At 65.2% G+C, this 17,743-nt stretch carries 20 protein-coding genes; 9 read left to right on the top strand and 11 right to left on the bottom strand.

Annotation, left to right across the window (positions count from 1 at the left end; translation table 11 throughout):
- Positions 1 to 957, top strand: a 957-nt coding sequence (locus OMP43_RS11210; protein ID WP_280279802.1) for an LPXTG cell wall anchor domain-containing protein, incomplete at its 5' end; no start/stop codon positions are given.
- Positions 958 to 1,571: 614 nt separating this feature from the next.
- Here the strand turns inward: OMP43_RS11210 and rplL are convergent.
- Positions 1,572 to 1,949, bottom strand: a complete 378-nt coding sequence (gene rplL, locus OMP43_RS11205; RefSeq protein WP_086130246.1) for a 50S ribosomal protein L7/L12 — start codon at positions 1,947 to 1,949, stop codon at positions 1,572 to 1,574.
- Between the two features lie 54 nt (positions 1,950 to 2,003).
- Positions 2,004 to 2,519: a 50S ribosomal protein L10 gene (rplJ, locus tag OMP43_RS11200; RefSeq protein WP_086130247.1), complete on the bottom strand. Its 516-nt coding sequence runs from the start codon at positions 2,517 to 2,519 to the stop codon at positions 2,004 to 2,006.
- A gap of 406 nt (positions 2,520 to 2,925) precedes the next feature.
- On the opposite strand from rplJ, the gene OMP43_RS11195 reads away from it, so the two are divergent.
- Positions 2,926 to 5,496 (top strand): TonB-dependent receptor plug domain-containing protein, encoded by a 2,571-nt coding sequence (locus OMP43_RS11195; RefSeq protein WP_280279801.1) that lies wholly within the window; start codon positions 2,926 to 2,928, stop codon positions 5,494 to 5,496.
- A gap of 46 nt (positions 5,497 to 5,542) precedes the next feature.
- Here OMP43_RS11195 and OMP43_RS11190 read toward each other — a convergent pair whose 3' ends face one another.
- Positions 5,543 to 7,339 carry a hypothetical protein gene (locus tag OMP43_RS11190; protein ID WP_280279800.1) on the bottom strand — a complete coding sequence of 599 codons (1,797 nt, stop codon included), beginning with the start codon at positions 7,337 to 7,339 and terminating at the stop codon, positions 5,543 to 5,545.
- A gap of 249 nt (positions 7,340 to 7,588) precedes the next feature.
- Here OMP43_RS11190 and OMP43_RS11185 point away from each other — a divergent pair, with 249 nt between their 5' ends.
- From OMP43_RS11185 to OMP43_RS11170, 4 genes are all read left to right on the top strand, one after another.
- The gene (locus tag OMP43_RS11185; protein ID WP_280279799.1) at positions 7,589 to 8,062 is read left to right on the top strand and encodes a helix-turn-helix transcriptional regulator; all 474 of its coding nucleotides are present in this window, start codon (positions 7,589 to 7,591) and stop codon (positions 8,060 to 8,062) included.
- A 68-nt stretch (positions 8,063 to 8,130) separates the two neighbouring features.
- The gene (locus tag OMP43_RS11180; protein WP_280279798.1) at positions 8,131 to 8,481 is read left to right on the top strand and encodes a hypothetical protein; all 351 of its coding nucleotides are present in this window, start codon (positions 8,131 to 8,133) and stop codon (positions 8,479 to 8,481) included.
- 30 nt (positions 8,482 to 8,511) lie between these two features.
- Positions 8,512 to 8,958, top strand: a complete 447-nt coding sequence (locus OMP43_RS11175; RefSeq protein WP_280279797.1) for a hypothetical protein — start codon at positions 8,512 to 8,514, stop codon at positions 8,956 to 8,958.
- Between the two features lie 15 nt (positions 8,959 to 8,973).
- On the top strand, positions 8,974 to 9,438 hold the full coding sequence (locus OMP43_RS11170; protein ID WP_280279796.1) for a hypothetical protein: 465 nt from the start codon (positions 8,974 to 8,976) through the stop codon (positions 9,436 to 9,438).
- A gap of 139 nt (positions 9,439 to 9,577) precedes the next feature.
- Here the strand turns inward: OMP43_RS11170 and rplA are convergent, their stop codons facing one another.
- A complete protein-coding gene (gene rplA, locus OMP43_RS11165) occupies positions 9,578 to 10,270 on the bottom strand; it encodes a 50S ribosomal protein L1 (RefSeq protein ID WP_280279795.1) in 693 nt (230 codons plus the stop codon).
- A gap of 4 nt (positions 10,271 to 10,274) precedes the next feature.
- On the bottom strand, positions 10,275 to 10,706 hold the full coding sequence (rplK, locus tag OMP43_RS11160; RefSeq protein WP_086130254.1) for a 50S ribosomal protein L11: 432 nt from the start codon (positions 10,704 to 10,706) through the stop codon (positions 10,275 to 10,277).
- Between the two features lie 230 nt (positions 10,707 to 10,936).
- On the opposite strand from rplK, the gene OMP43_RS11155 reads away from it, so the two are divergent.
- Together OMP43_RS11155 and OMP43_RS11150 are read left to right on the top strand one after the other, a co-directional pair.
- Complete coding sequence (locus OMP43_RS11155) at positions 10,937 to 11,677, top strand: hypothetical protein (protein ID WP_280279794.1); 741 nt, start codon at positions 10,937 to 10,939, stop codon at positions 11,675 to 11,677.
- A 171-nt stretch (positions 11,678 to 11,848) separates the two neighbouring features.
- The gene (locus tag OMP43_RS11150) at positions 11,849 to 12,496 is read left to right on the top strand and encodes a hypothetical protein (protein WP_280279793.1); all 648 of its coding nucleotides are present in this window, start codon (positions 11,849 to 11,851) and stop codon (positions 12,494 to 12,496) included.
- A gap of 35 nt (positions 12,497 to 12,531) precedes the next feature.
- On the opposite strand, the gene OMP43_RS11145 is transcribed toward OMP43_RS11150, so the two are convergent.
- The 6 genes from OMP43_RS11145 to OMP43_RS11120 form a co-directional block, all read right to left on the bottom strand.
- Positions 12,532 to 13,518 carry an alpha/beta hydrolase gene (locus OMP43_RS11145; protein WP_280279792.1) on the bottom strand — a complete coding sequence of 329 codons (987 nt, stop codon included), beginning with the start codon at positions 13,516 to 13,518 and terminating at the stop codon, positions 12,532 to 12,534.
- Between the two features lie 99 nt (positions 13,519 to 13,617).
- Positions 13,618 to 14,652 carry a hypothetical protein gene (locus OMP43_RS11140; protein WP_280279791.1) on the bottom strand — a complete coding sequence of 345 codons (1,035 nt, stop codon included), beginning with the start codon at positions 14,650 to 14,652 and terminating at the stop codon, positions 13,618 to 13,620.
- Complete coding sequence (locus OMP43_RS11135; protein ID WP_280279790.1) at positions 14,645 to 15,163, bottom strand: hypothetical protein; 519 nt, start codon at positions 15,161 to 15,163, stop codon at positions 14,645 to 14,647. Before OMP43_RS11135 ends, OMP43_RS11140 begins: the two co-directional genes overlap by 8 nt.
- A 346-nt stretch (positions 15,164 to 15,509) precedes the next feature.
- Positions 15,510 to 16,049: a transcription termination/antitermination protein NusG gene (gene nusG / locus OMP43_RS11130; protein ID WP_086130262.1), complete on the bottom strand. Its 540-nt coding sequence runs from the start codon at positions 16,047 to 16,049 to the stop codon at positions 15,510 to 15,512.
- Between the two features lie 35 nt (positions 16,050 to 16,084).
- Positions 16,085 to 16,282 (bottom strand): preprotein translocase subunit SecE, encoded by a 198-nt coding sequence (gene secE, locus OMP43_RS11125; RefSeq protein ID WP_280279789.1) that lies wholly within the window; start codon positions 16,280 to 16,282, stop codon positions 16,085 to 16,087.
- A gap of 168 nt (positions 16,283 to 16,450) precedes the next feature.
- Positions 16,451 to 17,032: a YqaA family protein gene (locus OMP43_RS11120; RefSeq protein WP_280279788.1), complete on the bottom strand. Its 582-nt coding sequence runs from the start codon at positions 17,030 to 17,032 to the stop codon at positions 16,451 to 16,453.
- A 177-nt stretch (positions 17,033 to 17,209) separates the two neighbouring features.
- Here OMP43_RS11120 and OMP43_RS11115 point away from each other — a divergent pair, with 177 nt between their 5' ends.
- Complete coding sequence (locus OMP43_RS11115) at positions 17,210 to 17,740, top strand: hypothetical protein (protein WP_280279787.1); 531 nt, start codon at positions 17,210 to 17,212, stop codon at positions 17,738 to 17,740.
- Positions 17,741 to 17,743 lie beyond the last annotated feature (3 nt).

Below are 17,743 nucleotides of genomic sequence, written 5' to 3'. Positions count from 1 at the left end.
GCCCCGACGCCCGCGCCTACGCCGACTGCGCATGCCGCCCCCGCGGCCCAGCGCGCGGCGCCCGTTCCGCGTGCCACGCCGGCTCCGCGTGAGACGGTGCCCGCCGCACCCGCGCCCGCCACGGCGCCGTTGCCGAGCGTCGCGCCATCTCCCCTGGCCGCGGCATCGCCGACGCCCCAACCGGTCGCGACCGCTGCACCCGCGCCCGCGCCCGCGCCTGCCGTTTCGCCCTGGATCTGGGCCCTGGCCGGCGCGGGGGGAACTGCGCTGCTGGGGCTGGGCGGCTGGCTGCTCCTGCGTCGGCGGCGTGAAGCAGGGGAGGAGGAGGCTCTCGAGACCGAGCCCGTCTCGATCCCGGCGCCGCCCGTCCAGGCGCCGCCCGGCTTGAACCACGGTGCCCGGCCGGCGGCGACCGTCCCGGCGGCGCCCGTGCAGCGACCTCCGTCGCCCGCGCCGGGCGCCGATCCTTTCGAGCTCGGCCTTGATCCTCGCCGGATCGTCTTTGCCGAGAATGACGTGCAGCTCGAATTCGAGCTGCTGATCGCCAATGGCTCGGGCGCTTCGGCGGAGAATATCCGCATCGCTTTCGCCGCGATGAGCGCGCAGGCACGGCAGGACGAAGTGATCGCCGGCTTTCACGGCGGGCCGCCGGGCGAGCCGGGCGCGGCACCCTTCGACCTGGCGGCCGGCGGTGGCGGGCGGATGCCGGTGCGCCTGGCGATTCCGCGCTCGGGCGTGAACGTGGTCGAGGTCGGCGGCCGGCCGATGTTCGTGCCGATGGTGCTGATCGACATCCGCTGGCGCGGCGGCCTGAGCATCCGGCGCTTCGGTGCCGATTTCATCCTCGGCACGATGGGGCAGGGCGACAAGCTCGGCCCGATCTGGCTCGACCGCCCGGCACCGGCGGGCCCGCTGGCGGCGAACCGTTATTTTGCCAGGCACGTGGTCGCGGCTTAGTACCGCGTTCCTACGGCGACCGTCGTGCCGGATCGTCAAAGTTCACAAAGTCCTCCCCAACCGCGAGGCCTTGCGGCGCTTATATTCCCTATTTTCTCGGTAAGGCGGCGCATCTCGCAACATCCTTGCGCAGGCGTAGTCCTATTGTCCCAACAGAATGAAGGAGCGGCTGGCCTTGGGGCCGGCGGTGGGAGCCAAGCAGGCGAAATCCTACATTGCAAGCATTGCGATCGGCGCTGCACGCTGTTCCGAGCAAGGCACTATCTCGGCAAGGCTGCGGTCGCGGCCTAACCCGGATATTCCGTGCCAAGGCGAGCGTTCCATTCCGCCGCGCGAATTGCTCGTCCTCTGGCCTCAGCTTCGTCGCGAATGGCTTTTCTCCTTCGCGACCTCTCCGTTTCCGTCACGTGAACATATGGACGCTCAATTCCGCCAGGATGATCTGCCGATCCTGAGCCTGGGCGCGGCGGTCCCTGCCTGTCCCAATCAAGGCCACTCATCTCCAGGCCCTTTGTTCGCTGGCCGTGGATTTGGTGCCCGATCGCCCAAAAGAAAGGGGCGGCCCGTTGCCGGACCGCCCCGATCTGTTCGCCGATGGCGAAAAGCCAAGAAGCTTACTTGACCTCGACGGTCGCGCCAGCTTCCTCGAGCTGCTTCTTGATCTTCTCGGCCTCGTCCTTGTTGACGCCTTCCTTGACGGCCTTCGGAGCCGACTCGACCAGGGTCTTCGCCTCGGTCAGGCCCAGGCCGGTGATGGCGCGGACTTCCTTGATGACGTTGATCTTCTTGCCACCGTCGCCGGTGAGGATCACGTCGAACTCGGTCTTCTCTTCGGCGGCCGGAGCAGCGGCGCCAGCGCCACCCGGGGCGGCGACGGCGACGGCAGCGGCGGCCGAGACGCCCCACTTCTCTTCGAGAAGCTTCGAGAGCTCGGCGGCCTCGAGAACGGTCAGCTCCGAAAGCTGGTCAACAAGCGCGTTAAGGTCAGCCATGATAAACTCCAATCAAATCAGATGTTTCGGGATAAATAAACTTGCAAGATCCGCTTATGCGGCGTCCTTGGCCGCATAGGCGCCGAACACGCGCGCGAGCTGCGCGGCCGGTGCCTGGGTAACGGTCGCGAGCTTGGTCGCCGGAGCGACGATGAGGCCCACGAGCTTGCCGCGCAGTTCGTCCAGCGACGGCAGCGAGGCGAGCGCCTTGATGCCTTCCTGGTCGAGCACCTGGGTGCCCATTGCGCCGCCGACGATCTCGAGCTTGTCGTTCGTCTTGGCGAACTCGACCGCCACCTTGGCCGCAGCCACGGGGTCGATCGAGGTGGCGAGCGCCGTCGGACCCGTCAGCAGGTCCGCGATCGCCGCGTAATCGGTGCCGCTGGCAGCGATCTTGGCAAGCTTGTTCTTCGAGACCTTGTAGCTCGCGCCGGCCTCACGCATCTTGTTACGGAGGTCCGTCGACTGCTTGACGGTCATCCCGAGGTTGCGGGTGATGACCACCACGCCAACCTCGCCAAAGGTGCGGTTCAGCTCGGCAACGGCGTCAGCCTTCTGGGAACGATCCATGCCGGTCTCCTCGTTATGAGCGCATCCCTTGCGGGAAGCACCCGGTTACAAAATGTCCGAGGGGAAGGATCGTCGTGCCCGGTTATCCCTGGGCATGACCCGCGCGCTCCACACAGGGAGCCGCCGGTGAAAATCTGTCCCCGTCTAGGCAAGAGATTAAGCGGGGCAAATTCCCCGCGCTTGCTGTCTCGGACGGTCTCCTCCCGAAGGAGGAAGGCGCGCCAATAGCGATATTTGTGGATAAGTCAACCAAGCGTGGAGGGCCGTTGGAGAGGCGGGCGCCCATTGCCATCGGCGCTTCATCGGCGTTTCCCGGATGTTTCACCAAACCACAACAGGACTGCCACATACCGCGCCTAGGCGGCGATGCTGCGGCGCAACGACGCCGTGACTCCAGGGGGGTATGATGACCGTTCGTCACGCGCTTCGCGCTACCGTTTGTGCCGCTGTTCTTGCCACCGCCGCCATGGCGACACCCGCGCTGGCCCAGGACCAGACTTCGCCCGCAACGGGCGAGAACGCGCCCGAGAATGCCGGCGACGGCTCGATTCTCGTCACCGCCAAGCAGACGCGCTCGGCCACCGCGATCCCGGCGAGCGAGATCCAGAAGATCCTGCCCGGCGTCTCGCCGCTCAAGGCGATCCAGACGCTGCCCGGCGTGCTCTACGTCACCGCCGATCCCTGGGGGAACAACGAGCAGAACGCCCAGATCTTCATCCATGGCTTTGCCGGCAACCAGCTCGGCTACACGATGGACGGCATTCCGCTCGGCGACCAGAGCTATGGCAATTACAACGGCCTCTCGCCGCAGCGCGCGGTGATCTCGGAGAATGTCGGCCGCGTCGTCGTGGCGACGGGCGCCGGCGATCTCGCCACCGCCTCGAACAGCAACCTGGGCGGCACGGTGGAGACCTATTCGTCCGATCCCACCCAGGCGTTCGGCGTGACCGCCAACCAGACCGCGGGCAGCTACCACACCTCGCGCACCTTCCTGCGCCTCGATACCGGCAATCTCGGCGGCGGCGGCACCAATGCCGGCTATGTCTCGGTCGCGCGGCAAAAGGCCAAGGCCTGGGACTTCAACGGCTGGCAGGGCGGCTGGCAGGCCAATGCCAAGTTCGTCCACGACGATTCGGTCGGCAAGCTGACGCTCTATTTCGACTATAACGACATGACGCAGCCGAACGAGGACGCCACCGTCTTCTTCAAGCCGTCGGCTGGCGGCACCGCCACCCCGGTGCAGCTCTACACCCCCTATACCAAGCCGTTCTTCTATTCGGATTTCAACGGCTATCGCAGCTACATCAATGCGCTGGGCAATTCGCCCGCGGCCCAGGGCGGCAATTACCGCAACTATTATTCGGACGCGCAGCGCACCGACTATCTCACCTATGCGCGCTACGACGCCAAGATCGCCGACAACGTCACCCTGTCGAACACGATCTATTTCCACCACAATGACGGTGCCGGCGTCGTTGCCGGTCCGCTCGGCCAGTCGATCACGACGGCGCAGCCCTATCTCGATCCCAACTACGCCAGCCTGCCGACCAATTGCCGCTTCGGCGCCAATGGCAACGGCGTCCGCCCGGCGGCCTGCACGGCGCTGACCGACGCCCAGGCGGCGGCGCGCGGCGCGGCGCTGGTCGCCGCCACCGGGGGCTCGGGGATGATCACCCGCACCACCGAATATCGCATCGACCGCGGCGGCGCGATCACTGCGCTCAACATGGACCTGGGCGACCACCAGATCGAGCTGGGCGGCTGGTTCGAGCACAACAGCACCACCCAGTGGCGCCGCTGGTATGCCGTGCCCGCCGGCAACCCCGGGCTCAGCACCCCGTACATCCGCCCGCTCGAGGTGATGCAGCCGCTGTTCACCCAATATCAGGGTGAGGCGCGGATCAACCAGCTGCAGCTCCATGTGCAGGATACCTGGCGCGTGTTCGAGCCGCTGCTCGTGCAGTTCGGCTTCAAGACCAGCGCGCAATGGGCCAATGGCTGGTATCCCGTGCAGCCCCGGCTCGGTTCGCTCTCGGGCCTGACCGGCGGCCTGCCGGAGGGCAAGATCAACACGCTGAAATGGTTCCTGCCGGCGGTCGGCGCGACCTATGACTTCAACGGGCACGAGGAAGTCTATTTCAACGTCCAGAAGAACCTGCGCCAGTATCAGGCCTATCTGGCCGGCGGTGGCGGCCCGTGGTTCACCGGCAGCCAGACCGCGTTCAACGCCTTCGCCAATGACGGCAAGCCGGAGAGCAGCTGGACCTATGAGGCGGGCCTGCGCACCCATCGCAGCTTCGGCGGCGGCATCGGGCTGGACGCGCAGATCAACTATTACCGTGTCGATTTCAGCGACCGTCTGCTGGCGATCTCGACCAATCCGGGCGGCATCGCGGGTGGCCAGATCGCCGGCGGCACCTCGATCCTGGTCAATGTCGGCGATGTGCGCACCAACGGCGTCGACGCCGCCTTCACCCTGCGCTTCGGCCGGGCCTTCTCCTTCTACAATGCCACGTCGTACAACCTCTCCAAGTATCGGAGCGACTATACCTCGGCGGCGACGGGCATCGGCGGCGCCACCAATAGCTGCATCGGCGGCTATCTGGTCGTCGGCGGCGTGGTCCCGACCTGCGGCAAGCAGCTGCCGGGCACGCCGAAGTGGATGAACAAGACCGTCGCGACGCTCAATATCGGACCGGTCGAGGCGCAGCTGGTCGGCGATTATGTCGGCAAGCGCTTCGCGACCTATTCGAACGACGCCAGCGTCGGCTCCTATTTCCTCACTTCGCTGAGCGTCGGTGTGGACCTGCCGGCGGAAATGCTGGGAATGAAGAAGGCGAAGCTCAGCCTCAACGTCACCAACCTGGGCGACATCAAGGGCGTCTCGACGCTCTCGGTCGGCTCGGCGACCAACAATTATTCGGCCTATCCGATCCCGCCGCGCCAGTGGTTCCTGACCTACTCGGCCGGCTTCTGACGACGGGCATGGCGAAAGGGCCGGGGGCGTGGCTCCCGGCCCTTTCCTATTGCGCGAGTCCGGAGAGCAGCGTGCGGGCCGGCGCCGCTTCCGGCGTCTCGTAGGGGCCATTGGCCACCGGGATCAGCGCGTTGCGCGCCGCGGCGGTATTGCCGCGCTTGGCGAGCGCTTCACCCAGCAACAGCCGGGGGCCTGGCGCGGCGGGAACCGTGTCGACCGCTTTCATCAGGCCTTCGACCGCCACATCGGGCGCGGTTTCGCCGGCGGCGGCGAAGCTGCGATAATAGGCCAGGAGCGGCAATGGGCTTTCGCTGTCGGCGCGATTGGCGCGGGCGATGGTGATCCGCGCCGCCTTGAGCCGGCCCGCGCGTTCGTTCGCCGGGGCGGCAAGGGCGATGCCGGCTTGCGCGATACCCTGCCAGGCGAGCGCGTCGCCATTGCCCGGCGCGATGGCCAATACCCGGGCGGAGGCGGCGGCGCATTCCGGCATGTTGCCGCTGCGGCATTCGGCTTCCGCCAGCAGCAGCTGGGCATCGCGGTTCGCGGAATAGCGCGCGGCGTCCCGGCGCAGGTCCTTTAGCCAATCTTCGCGCCGGGCGATCGCGGCGGTGCGCTGCCGGTCGGCCTTCGGGTCCGCGGACGCGGGCGGGATGGCCAGGCGCGCGCCGAGCTCCAGCCGCCCCTTGACGAATGCGGCTTCCCCTTCGCTCAATCGCCGGACGATCGGTTCGGCGGCGCGCTCGGCCGGATAGGACATTTGTTCGAATGGCAGCTTGCCCCGGTCATAGGCGACGAGTTCGTCCTGCAGCTTGCCCAGGTCGCCGAACGCCGCCGCCGCCTTCTCCATCGAGCCACCGGCCGCGATCGTCGCGAGATAGGCGCGGAGCTGCCCTTTCCGTTCGTTCGAGAAGAACAGCAAATGGGTGAGCGCCCAGGCGTGGAACGGCGTCCAGCGCTCGCCGGCGTCACGATCGGCCAGGTAGCGGCCGGTAACGATGTCCGCGGCCGGATAGCGCCGGTAGCGATCGAGCACCTTGCGATAGCCTTGCGGGGCGCGGCCATATTCCATTCTGCCGTCGCCCTGGGTTGCCAGGGTCGCGAAGAGCTCGCCGAACCCGTCGACGTACCAGCGCGGATAGGCGTGGGGGAAATAGGTGAGCAGGAAATGGCGGGCATAGCCGGCAAGGATCCGTCCCTCCGCCGATATCGGTACCGCCCGCTCGTTCACCGCGATGGCGAAGGGATCGTCGCGGCCGAACCGGGCGATCGCGCTGGCCGGGAGCGTGGAGCCCGCTCCGGGGTTCGCGGCCGCGGCGCCGGGCGCTTCCGTGGCGGCCGGCGTGGTGGCGCGCACCAGATCGGGCAGGATGCCGGCAAGGTCCTGGCCCTGCTCGATCACGGCCTTCTGATCGAAGCGACTCGCGGCGAACACCGCGCCGTCCTCGCGGGGATCGTAATAAGCGGGCCCGGGAAAGGCGCGGCTGTAGGGGCCGGGCGAGTAGCGCAGGTTCCTGAGCGCCATCGCATCGAATTCCGCGCCGTCGCCGACCAGCGTTACGCGCAGCTTGCGGGTGCCGTCCGGCTTGTCGATCCGGCCCAGCAGCACCGAGAGGAGGAAATGGAGTCGCTCCAGGTCATGGGCGATATGGGCCAGTTCCTTCTCGCCGCCGTTGCTGATGACCACGACGTGATCGGTCTCGGCCTGAAGCCAGTTGCTGGCCCGGTCGCGCTGGCCCTGCACCAGGATCGTGGCGTCCTGGCCGGGTGGGTTTTCCCCCTGCGCCGCGGCGTTTCCGGGGGCCATGACCGCGGCGAGTATCAAAATCGCGTGGGCATAACGCATATCGCCTCTCCCCCTTCGTTGTCAGTACGTTACTATGCTTGTTACGTCGGGGGGAAGGAAGCGCACTATGGCGGTTCGGCCGAGCCCGGAATCGCGGGCGGTCCGGAAGCGGAGGGGAAAGCCATTTCGGCTGGATTCCCAGCCGGCTGCGGTCAATTTTTCCTATTCACCTTTCACAACGGAAACCGCTGAAAATCGCACCAACTCGGTTGGATTCGCGCGCGCGATGGCTAAAAGCTGGCAGCGATGGTGACCGGGACGATCGATCAACTCACAGCGCGCGAACGCGATTGCCTGCGGCTCGTCGCGCGCGGCATGTCGTCCAAGGAAATCGCCCTTACGCTTGGGCTCTCGCCCCTCACGGTCGATGGCTATTTGAAGGAAGCGGCGCGCACATTGGGGGTTTCGAGCCGGCGCGAGGCCGCCCGCATCCTTGCCGCGCACGAGCATCTCTCTCCGCAGGCCCCGGAAACGCCCCCCCAAAATTTGGGGGCCGAGCCGGTGGACCTTGCCGAAACGGTGCATTCCGAGGTTCCATTGCCTCCGAAACGGTCCGAAGCCGAACCGCGTTTTCGGGTTCCGTTTCTGAGGCAGGGGAAGCAAACAAATGATCTCGACCCGTTCAACCGGCTGATGTGGATCTTCGGTCTCGCGCTGCTGATGCTGATCGCGGTGGCCAATTTCCTCAATGGCTTGGGGGCGCTCTGGCGCATTACCGGCTAGCTCCGGCCTCTTTTTGAACCACTCAATCCAGATCCGTCGCAGCCCTTCCGCTGCGCGAAGGAGGACTCATGACGTCTCCGAAGAAGATTGCTGCCGTGCGCATCGCCCGCTCGCTGCGGCCTGCGGAAGTCGCGGTAAACGAAGCTGCGCTCAAGGTGCTTGCGATGGGCACCGCGGTTCTCACCGCGCGGGCCGACGGCACTTTCCATCCGCTCGAGGCGCAGGACGCGGTCGACTATGTCGGCGCGGCCACGGCCAAGGTGTTCGGCGCGATGTCGGACATCAAGAAGGCGCATGGCGAGCTGCGCGGCGTCGGCATGCGGCACCAGGTGCTCGGGGCAGGCGACATCTTCGAGACTCCGGGTCATGACGACCCCCGTGGCGAGGCGGAAATTCTTCCGCTCACCGTCGCAGCATGAGGGGGGCCTTGACTTGGCTGGGGTTCGTTGGTGCGGTCGCGCCATATGAACGTGCTCGTCTATCTGGTCGTGCTGCTCCTTTGCTGTCTCTACGCGGTAACGCGTGGCGGCTTGCCGGAGCGCCTCGCAGTGCTCATCCTGGTGGTGGCGATCATCGCCTCGCACTTCGCGCCGGTAGCCGGCCAATATCGCTTCCAGAAGATGGAGGTGGGGCTGCTCGCGGTCGATTCGGGCATGTTCCTCAGCACCATGCTGCTGTCGCTGCGGGCGCAGCGCTATTGGCCGATGTGGCTGTCCGCGGTGTATCTCAACATCGTGGTGACGCATCTGCTGATGCTCACGCCTTCGCTGATGCCATGGTCCTATGCGGTGGCGAACGCCGCGTGGAACTATCCCGGTCCGCTGCTGATCGCCATCGGCGCCGCGCGGCATCGGCAGCGGCTCAAACGCTACGGGGCGGATCCCGCCTGGTCCTGACGAAGGAGGCTCATCATGGCTGAGGCGGACGACTCCGTATATCGTCTGCGAGACCGGCCGATGATCCCGCCCAAGCCGGCTGGCGGGGGCGTGGCGTTCACCGGAACCGCAGCGGATCTGGTGGAAGGCGTCTACCGCGCCCGCCGGCTGCGCGACGATGCGTTCGGACCGATCGCGGGGCAGTTCCGCGAGCCGACCTGGGACATATTGCTCGACCTGTACCTCGCCGCCGCCAAGGGGCGCCCGGTATCGGTGAGCAGTGCCTGTATCGGCAGCGGCGCGCCGCAGAACACCGCGATCCGCCACCTTGCCCTGCTGGAGAGTGCCGGGCTGGTGGTGCGCTCGCCCAACCCGATGGACAATCGGGCGGGCATCGTCACGCTGACCGAAGAGGCGATCCGCCGGGTCGACGACTGGGCCCGCCGTGTGCGGAGCGTGTGGAAGGCGGAAACACCCTTGCCGGGCGATCCCGTAGTCTGAGCCGCCCCTTTCGTCGGGGAGGCAGAAAAGGGCCGGAGGCTGTGCCTTCGGCCCTTTTTCGTTGCCTGCGGACGCACGCAAGGAAAAGGGCCGGAGGATCGCTCCCCCGGCCCGTTCCTTGTTCGGCGGTGCCGCTCGATCAGGCGGTCGCGACTTCCGCGACGTCGACCTTCACGCCCTGGCCCATGGTCGAGCTGAGCGCGACCTTCTTCAGATACTTGCCCTTGGCGCCCGACGGCTTGGCCTTGACCACCGCGTCGACCAGCGCGTCGAAGTTCGCGCGCAGGTCTTCCGCCGGGAACGACGCCTTGCCGATGCCCGAGTGGATGATGCCGGCCTTCTCGACCCGGTACTCGACCTGACCGCCCTTGGCGGCCTTGACGGCCTCGGCGACGTTCATGGTCACGGTGCCGAGCTTCGGGTTCGGCATCAGGCCCTTGGGGCCCAGTACCTTGCCGAGGCGGCCGACCAGGCCCATCATGTCCGGGGTCGCGATGCAGCGGTCGAACTCGATCTTGCCGCCCTGGACGATCTCGAGCAGGTCCTCGGCGCCGACGACGTCCGCACCGGCCTCGCGGGCCTCATCGGCCTTGGCGCCCTTGGCGAACACGCCGACGCGCACGGTCTTGCCGGTGCCCTTGGGCAGCGTGACGACGCCGCGGACCATCTGGTCGGCGTGACGCGGGTCGACGCCCAGGTTGAGCGCGACTTCGATGGTCTCGTCGAACTTCGAGGTGGCGCCCGACTTCACCAGCGCGATCGCTTCGTCGATGCCGTGCAGCTTCTCGCTGTCGACGGTCCAGGTCTTCTGCTTCTTGGTCAGCTTCGCCATGTCCTTAGCCCTCCACAACCTGGAGGCCCATCGCGCGGGCCGAGCCCTCGATGATGCGGGTGGCCGCCTCGATATCGTTAGCGTTCAGGTCCTTCATCTTGACCTGGGCGATCTCGCTCAGCTTCGAGCGCGCGATCTTTCCGGCCGAAACCTTGCCCGGCTCCTTCGAGCCCGACTTCAGGTTCGCGGCCTTCTTGATCAGATAGGTCGCCGGCGGGGTCTTGGTCTCGAACGAGAACGAACGGTCCGCATAGACGGTGATGACGGTGGGGAGCGGGGTGCCCTTTTCCACGTCGCCGGTCTGGGCGTTGAACGCCTTGCAGAATTCCATGATGTTCACGCCGCGCTGACCCAGGGCAGGGCCGATCGGCGGCGAGGGGTTGGCAGAGCCCGCAGGCACCTGCAGCTTGATATAGCCGGTAATCTTCTTTGCCATGTCACTCTCTTTCGCGGGGCCGTCGCGAAGCTCGGGCCCCTGATCAAGTCGAGCGGTAAAGCGGCCGTGCGGACACGGCCTCCCGCGGATTTCCATTGCTGTCGCTTTGGAAGGGCGCGTGCCTAGCCTATTCCGATGCGAAAGGCAATGCCGGTGCGGGACGGCAGGTCATCCCTTGCCCGGCAAACCGCGCCATGTTCAAACCGGCTGGGGTTAACAAGGGGGAATGCATGAATACCAAGCTGCTTTCGGCGGCCGCCTGCGCGGCTGCCCTGTTCGCCGTGCCGGCCATGGCGCAGGAGGGCGTCGCGCCTGCGCCCGTCGCCGCGGAAACGGCCGCATCCGACGCGGCGATGCCGTGCGAGCTGCACGTTTGGCCGACGCACAATTATCTGGGCTTCAACTCGGGCCTGCTTTCGGGCTTCGGCCTTGTCGGTGCGCTGGCCGATGATGCCGCGCACAAGGGGCGGGTACAGACGGTCAAGGATCTGATGCGTGAATATCTGGGACCGGACGTCCAGATGGCGGAGCTCAACAAGCTCGGCATCGCGCAAACGCTGAAGCTCAAGGGCTATCGGATCGTCGTCGAGGAGCCGACGCCGTTCAACGAGGATCTGAAGAAGGATCCCGCGCTCAAGGCCCAGGTCAAGGCGCTGAATGCCCGGATCAAGGCCGGCAAGCGGATCACCGATTCGACGCATGGCTGCTATGCCGAGCTGATCACCACGCACATCTTCTACCACAAGGCGATGATGTACGGCTCCAATCTGTTCACCGGCTGGATCTATCGGGAGTTCGGGGACAAGCAGATCGCCACCAGGACGGCGACCGGCCAGGTGAAGAACCCCCTGGAGGACTTTCCGCCCAAGACGCCGGAGAAGCTGGAGGCCGCCAAGGCCGAGCTGCGCGACGCCTATGCCAAGGACTTTGTCGAATATGTCCAGAAGAAGGTGATGGGCGGGACGAAGTAATCGCCCGGGCGATGGGGAGGGGCTGGTGCCATGGGTGCCGGCCCCTTCATTTTGGCGCATATCGGCCTTGCCAATTGGCCTGACACGCGACACGCTGCTCCGATCGGCGGCACGGGCTTCGGCTCCCACGAGACCTGCCGAGCAACCAAGGAGGCGATGGAGAAAGATGCCATGTTCATGCGCAATCGCGCCGCCGCGCTCGCGGCGGCCGGCCTGATCCTCGCCACCACCGGCGTTGCCTGGGCCTATACGACCGACACCGATTCCGGCGGGAGCATCACCAACATCAGCGGCGGCAAGCGTTTCGTCATCCAGCAGCGCACCGACAGCACGCCTGGCCGCGCCGAGCTGCGCGGCACCTCCAGCACCACCGGCGCTTCGGCGAGCGGCCGGTTCAAGCTGGTGAGCGGCGGAAAATATGTGAGCGTGATGCAGGTGCTCAACGTCGTCGCCGCGGGCGCGACCTCGGGGCCTTCCGAGCCGATCACCCAGCTTGCCGTGCGGCCCAAATCGGGGGGCAATTACGAATTCTACGTCGTGCAGGGCAGCCAGGTGTGCAGCGGCGCGCCGACCGTGGTGGTGGGCAGCACCTATGATGTGAGCGTCTCGGTCAGCACCGGCCAGAGCCCGCAATATCGGATCAACGGCGTCGTCTGCCAGAAATCGAACCCGGACGGAGACAAGGCCGGCACCGTCTATGACGGCAGCCTCAAGAGCGGCCGCTATTTCTATCCGAAGATGGGTGCCTACAACACGAGCAGCAACCAGTCCCAGAGCGGCGGCGGCTCGACGATCGAGTGGACCGAGATCGCGATCTGAAGGTCCGGGGCCGGTCGCGCCCGTGCGGCCGGCCCCTAGCCTTGATCCGCAGGGCACCAGCGCGCGGTGATCTCGTTCAGGATCGCGTAGGCGCGATCAGTGGCCTTGCTGCCGAACTGCAAGTCGTGATCGAGATCCTCGATCGGAAAGACATGGATGCCGCGCGCGCGGAAATCGGCGACATAGTCTCCGCCCAGGACCCGGTCGGTCGAACTGTAGACCACATGGATATTCGGATAGTCGCCATCGAGGTGGTCAAGAGCGGATTTGCGCGAGATCGGCAGGGAAAGATCGAAATAGGATGCCCTTAGGTCATCGCTTCTGACCGTCTTCCATTCATACCGGCCCGTCCGATCGTCCAACAGCAGCAGGCGCTCGCCCAGAACAATGCGCGCATTATGTTTCGTTTGCGACCATGCGAGCCTCCTGTCCCATCCAAGGGGGCTCATCAGGAGCGGATTGATCAGGATGGCCTTCGCCTTGGGGTCGGGCCGGGACGCCGAATACATAAGCCCTCCGAGACTTTCCGCCACGACGATGACGTTTTCCGCGCCATAGGCACGCTCGATCTCGGCGCGCTGGGCGGCCACATCCACGACACCGGCCGAGAAGCCTTCTTTCGGATGATTTTGTCGCGGCGCGGTTCCGGTATAGGCAAGGTTGACGATCGGCGCGCGGCAGCGGCTAGCGAGAGAGGCCAGCCAGCGAGGATATGGGGCCTTCATATTGTTCCAAGGTGTCTGGACGGGATCGCCCGGGCCGCCCGGGATGCGCACGATCACCTTGCCGCTCAAGGTGGACATGGCGGGGCGAAAGACGAAGAATTTCGGGCGACCGTCGGTGCCGGCATATTGCAACCACAGGCCCTCGGAGCCGGCATAGCGGAGCCACCAGCCGCTGGAGACGGTTTCGCAGCTTGCAGCGCCTGAGAGGCGCATGCTGGCGATCCCGGATGCGCAGGAGATACGCGGGCGCCCGAAGAAATAGAATGCGATGGCGGCAACCGCGAGGGTCGCCGCCATTGTTACTAGGATCGGGCGTATCCGCCGTTTCTTAGTCAAAGGGCTTCCAAATGTTTTGGGCCAGTGGGTTCCCGCAGAGATGCCGATCGCTCGAAAAGGCTATGGCGACGAATCGGCAGGACACCAGCGCTCAATGATCTCGTCCAAGATCGCAAAGGCGCGATTGGTGGCTTTGCCGTCGAAGAGCAGGCCATGATCGAGATCTTCAATCGGGAAGACATGGATGCCGCGCGCGCGGAAATCCGCGACATAGTCTCCTCCCAGAACCCTATCGGTCGAACTGTACACCACATAGGTATTCGGATGGTCGCCAGCGAGGTAATCGAAGGGGGATTTGCGCGATACCGGTAGGGAAAGATCGAAATACGAATCCCACAGATCGTCGCTCATTACCTTCTTCCATTCATATCGGCGGGTTCGCGTATCCAACAACAACAAGCGCCTACCGAGTGTAACGCGGGCGTTATGCTCCGCTAGGTCCAATGCCAGTGCCTTGTCCCATGCAAGGGGGCTCATCAGGAGCGGGTTGATTAGGATGGCCTTTGCTCTGGGATCGGGCCGGGACGCCGCATACAACAGTCCTCCCATGCTTTCCGCCACGACGATGACGTTCTCCACGCCATAGGCGCGCTCGATCTCGGCGCGTTGGACAGCCACGTCCGCGATACCGGCCGAGAAGCCTTCTTCTGGATAATTCTGCCGCGGCGCGGTTCCGGTATACGCAAGGTTGACGATCGGTGCTTGGCATCGACTCGCGAGCGAGACCAGCCAGCGTGAATAGCGCGTCTCCAGCTTGTCCCATGGCACCTGGACTGGATTGCCAGGGCCGCCCGGGATGCGCACGATCACCTTGCCGCTCAGGGTAGGCACGGCGGGGCGGAAGCCGAAGAATTTTGGGCGACCGTCAGTCCCGGCATATTGGAGCCACAGGCCTTCGGAGCCGGTATAGCTTAGCCACCAGCCGCTGGAGACGGTTTCGCAGCTTGCGGCGCCCGAGAGGCGCAGGCCGGCGATCCCGGATGCGCAGGAGATGCGCGGGCGCCCGAAGAAATAGAATGCGGTGGCGGCAACCGCGAGGGTTGCCGCCACCGTTGCCAAGGCGAGGCAGAAGCGAACTGAACGATTGTTAGTCAATGCGCTTCCAATAGCTAGTGATGCCGCCCTTGTTGGTCACCTGAATTTCCCCGCTACCCGAGGCGGGACCCCGGCTTCCTTCGACTTTCCCGCCTATCTCGACAGCGCTTTCACTATTGAGAACCCACTCGGCTTCCACTGCATTGCTAGGCTTGAAGGTTCCCACATAACCGTCATCGCCCTTGTTCCAGGGCCAGTCGGATTCCTTGAACATCACGTAGAGGCCTTTTGCCTCATAGGCATAGTGATCGTCGCCGACCTTGATCTTGTTGGCGGTCACGACGATCGGTTCGTACTGGTTCGGGACGCCATTGCCATTGTCGTCGCCATCGGGGTCCCAGCCGGTATCGGGATCGACGGCGCCGCCGTTCTGGCCGCCGCCACCGCTGCCAAAGGAGTCGAGGTCGCCAACGACGACGGTGCCGTCGGGAAGCCATACATGGCCTTTACCATCGGCGATGCGTCCGCCGGCCACCAGGTCGAGTTCATTTACGGTCAGTTCACGCCACATGCGCAGTCTCCTTCGAGATTGACGGATGATTCAAGTCCCTGCGCGACCTCGTTCCTTGTCGATGCGAGCCAGTCCAAGTCACGGCGCGTATGGATGATTCTCCGTGCCGATCGGCGTGGTTGCGTCTCGCGAAATACCGTTGGGCACCCGAAAGGGGGATTGCCCTTCGGATGCAATATATTTCATCTACGAAAACTATTTCAATAATATGATGGGTGCATGAGTTCGAGCAGGGTAGCGCCCATTGCCCGTCTTCTTCGGTCCCCGGTCGAGGCCGGCCAGGCAACGAAAAAGGCCGGAGCTTTCGCCCCGGCCTTCTTGAAATCGCGATAGTCGAAGCGTGCGCTTACTTCACTCGCTCGACATCCTCGAAGCCCAGTTCCAGCGGCGTCGCGCGGCCGAAGATCGAGATCGAGACCTTCACGCGGCTCTTGTCGTAGTCGAGTTCCTCGACCACGCCCGAGAAGGTCGCGAAGTTGCCGCTGGTCACCTTCACCGTATCGCCGATGTCATAGTCCACCTTGACCTTCGACTTGGGCGCGGCGGTGGCGGCTTCGTCCTTGGTGTTCAGGATGCGCGCGGCCTCTGCCTCGCTGATCGGCTGCGGCTTGCCCGACGAACCCAGGAAGCCCGTCACCTTCGGCGTGTTCTTCACCAGGTGATAGACATCGTCGTTCATCTCGAGCTTGGCGAGGACATAGCCCGGGAAGAACTTCCGCTCGGACTGGACCTTCTTGCCGCGGCGAACCTCGGTCACCGTCTCGGTCGGAACCTCTACCGCCTCGACCAGGCGATCGAGGCCCATGCGGGTGGCGTCGGCCAGGATCTGGTCGCGAACCTTGCCCTCGAAGCCCGAATAGGCGTGGATGATGTACCAGCGCGCCATGCGTTCGTTCTTTCTCTCGTTATCTGCGGTGCGGCTTACTGCGCGAGGCGCAGCAGCGAATTGACGATGAAATCGAAGATCGAGTCGATGCCGAGGAAGAACACGCCGAGCAGCGTCGTCATGATCATCACCATGATGCCGGTCATGACGGTCTCGCGGCGCGTCGGCCACACGATCTTGCGGGCTTCGGTCTGCACCTGCTTCACGAATTCGATCGGACTGGTCTTCGCCACTTGGGCACCCTCGCTTCAAAGTTCGCCGGCTGCGGGGCACGGGTCCGCTGCCCGGTCCTTCTCGAAGGAACCGGCGCTACCCACCCACGCTGTCGGATTGGGGGCTGTATCTAGCGAGTTGCGAGCGGGCGTGCAAGCTGGCGCGCTCAGGAAAAGAAACCGTCCCGTTCAGAGCAGCGCGATGGCGGCGAAACCCAGCACGACGAGGGCGAGGAAACCCCAGGCGAACAGGTCGAGGCGCTTCTCGATGAATTCCTGCACCGGGGCGCCGAACCGCCTGAGCAGCGCGGCGACGAGAAAGAAGCGCGCGCCGCGCGTGATCGTGCAGAGGATCACGAAGAGCGGGAAGTTGAAGCTGGCCGCGCCGCTGGCGATGGTCACCAGCTTGAAGGGGATCGGGGTCAGGCCCTTCAGCAGGATGATCCAGGTGCCATATTCGCTCTGATAGGCGTGGATCGCCTCCTGGAGCTTGGCTTCCAGATGATAGGTGTGGACGATCCACTGGCCCACCGTCTGCATCAGCCCATAGCCGATATAATAGCCGAGCATGCCGCCCAGCACCGAAGCGATGGTGCAGACCAGCGCGATGCGGAACGCCTGCTCGCGGCGGGCGAGCACCATCGGGATCAGCATCGCATCGGGCGGAATCGGGAAGAAGCTGCTCTCCGCGAAGGAGACCGCGCCCAGAAGCCAGATCGCGTGCCGGTGATGCGCCATGCGCAACACCCAGTCGTACAAGGGGCGGAACATCGGGGCCGGGCAACTTTCGATGCGGGAAATGCCAGTCCTTTATGGGGCAAGCCTGGGCTTGTCCATGGCGGCGGGGGCGGAGAAAGGGCCGCCGATCGATCCACGGCGCGCCGCATCGGGCCTTTTCGGACGCAATTCGCCTTGCCGCCGCGCGGTGCGCTCCATAGCCTCCGGGCCATGGCGACACCCGCCCCCACGCCGACCCCGTCGCAGCCGCCGGTGGAGATCCTCTACGCGGTGCCCGTCGGCACGGTGATCTCCTGGTATCCGTCGCCGACCGCCTTCCAGACCAATCCGAACGATCCGACCGGGCCCAAGACGCTGGTCTATCCGCCCGGCTTCCGGATGTGCGACGGGAGCACCGTCAGCGATCCGGAGAGTCCGTTCAACGGCGCCGCGCTGCCGAACCTCGTCAACCGCTTCATCCTCGGCTCGGGTGCCAATATCGCCGTTGGCGACAGCGGGGGATATGGCATCGGCGGCTGGCAGAATGGCAGCTTCGCCACTTCGTCCACCGCGGCGTCATCGTCCGACGATGTGCTGAACAACATCATCCAGGCGCAGAATCCGACCACGTCCTGGCGCTATGAGCTGGCCAAGAATGACGGGCTGAACGACGGCAACCATCATCACACCGTTGCCGCCGGCGCGTTCACGGTGCCCCCGCCGGGCTATGTCGCGCTCATCCCGATCATCCGGATCAAATAGCGT

The sequence above is a fragment of the Sphingomonas sp. CBMAI 2297 genome, assembly GCF_029870595.1.
Classification (GTDB): Bacteria; Pseudomonadota; Alphaproteobacteria; order Sphingomonadales; family Sphingomonadaceae; genus Sphingomonas.
Note: the sequence above shows the minus strand (reverse complement) of the source record. Positions and strands in the feature narration are given on the sequence as shown.

Bases quoted from the DNA above. Each gene is read 5' to 3' on its own strand.
- OMP43_RS11120 (WP_280279788.1), bottom strand. From the start codon at position 17,032: ATGTTCCGCCCCTTGTACGACTGGGTGTTGCGCATGGCGCATCACCGG.
- rplL (WP_086130246.1), bottom strand. From the start codon at position 1,949: ATGGCTGACCTTAACGCGCTTGTTGACCAGCTTTCGGAGCTGACCGTT.
- rplJ (WP_086130247.1), bottom strand. From the start codon at position 2,519: ATGGATCGTTCCCAGAAGGCTGACGCCGTTGCCGAGCTGAACCGCACC.
- OMP43_RS11115 (WP_280279787.1), top strand. From the start codon at position 17,210: ATGGCGACACCCGCCCCCACGCCGACCCCGTCGCAGCCGCCGGTGGAG.
- OMP43_RS11180 (WP_280279798.1), top strand. From the start codon at position 8,131: ATGACGTCTCCGAAGAAGATTGCTGCCGTGCGCATCGCCCGCTCGCTG.
- rplK (WP_086130254.1), bottom strand. From the start codon at position 10,706: ATGGCAAAGAAGATTACCGGCTATATCAAGCTGCAGGTGCCTGCGGGC.
- OMP43_RS11135 (WP_280279790.1), bottom strand. From the start codon at position 15,163: ATGTGGCGTGAACTGACCGTAAATGAACTCGACCTGGTGGCCGGCGGA.
- nusG (WP_086130262.1), bottom strand. From the start codon at position 16,049: ATGGCGCGCTGGTACATCATCCACGCCTATTCGGGCTTCGAGGGCAAG.
- OMP43_RS11195 (WP_280279801.1), top strand. From the start codon at position 2,926: ATGACCGTTCGTCACGCGCTTCGCGCTACCGTTTGTGCCGCTGTTCTT.
- OMP43_RS11155 (WP_280279794.1), top strand. From the start codon at position 10,937: ATGAATACCAAGCTGCTTTCGGCGGCCGCCTGCGCGGCTGCCCTGTTC.
- OMP43_RS11190 (WP_280279800.1), bottom strand. From the start codon at position 7,339: ATGCGTTATGCCCACGCGATTTTGATACTCGCCGCGGTCATGGCCCCC.
- OMP43_RS11170 (WP_280279796.1), top strand. From the start codon at position 8,974: ATGGCTGAGGCGGACGACTCCGTATATCGTCTGCGAGACCGGCCGATG.
- OMP43_RS11150 (WP_280279793.1), top strand. From the start codon at position 11,849: ATGTTCATGCGCAATCGCGCCGCCGCGCTCGCGGCGGCCGGCCTGATC.
- rplA (WP_280279795.1), bottom strand. From the start codon at position 10,270: ATGGCGAAGCTGACCAAGAAGCAGAAGACCTGGACCGTCGACAGCGAG.
- OMP43_RS11145 (WP_280279792.1), bottom strand. From the start codon at position 13,518: ATGGCGGCGACCCTCGCGGTTGCCGCCATCGCATTCTATTTCTTCGGG.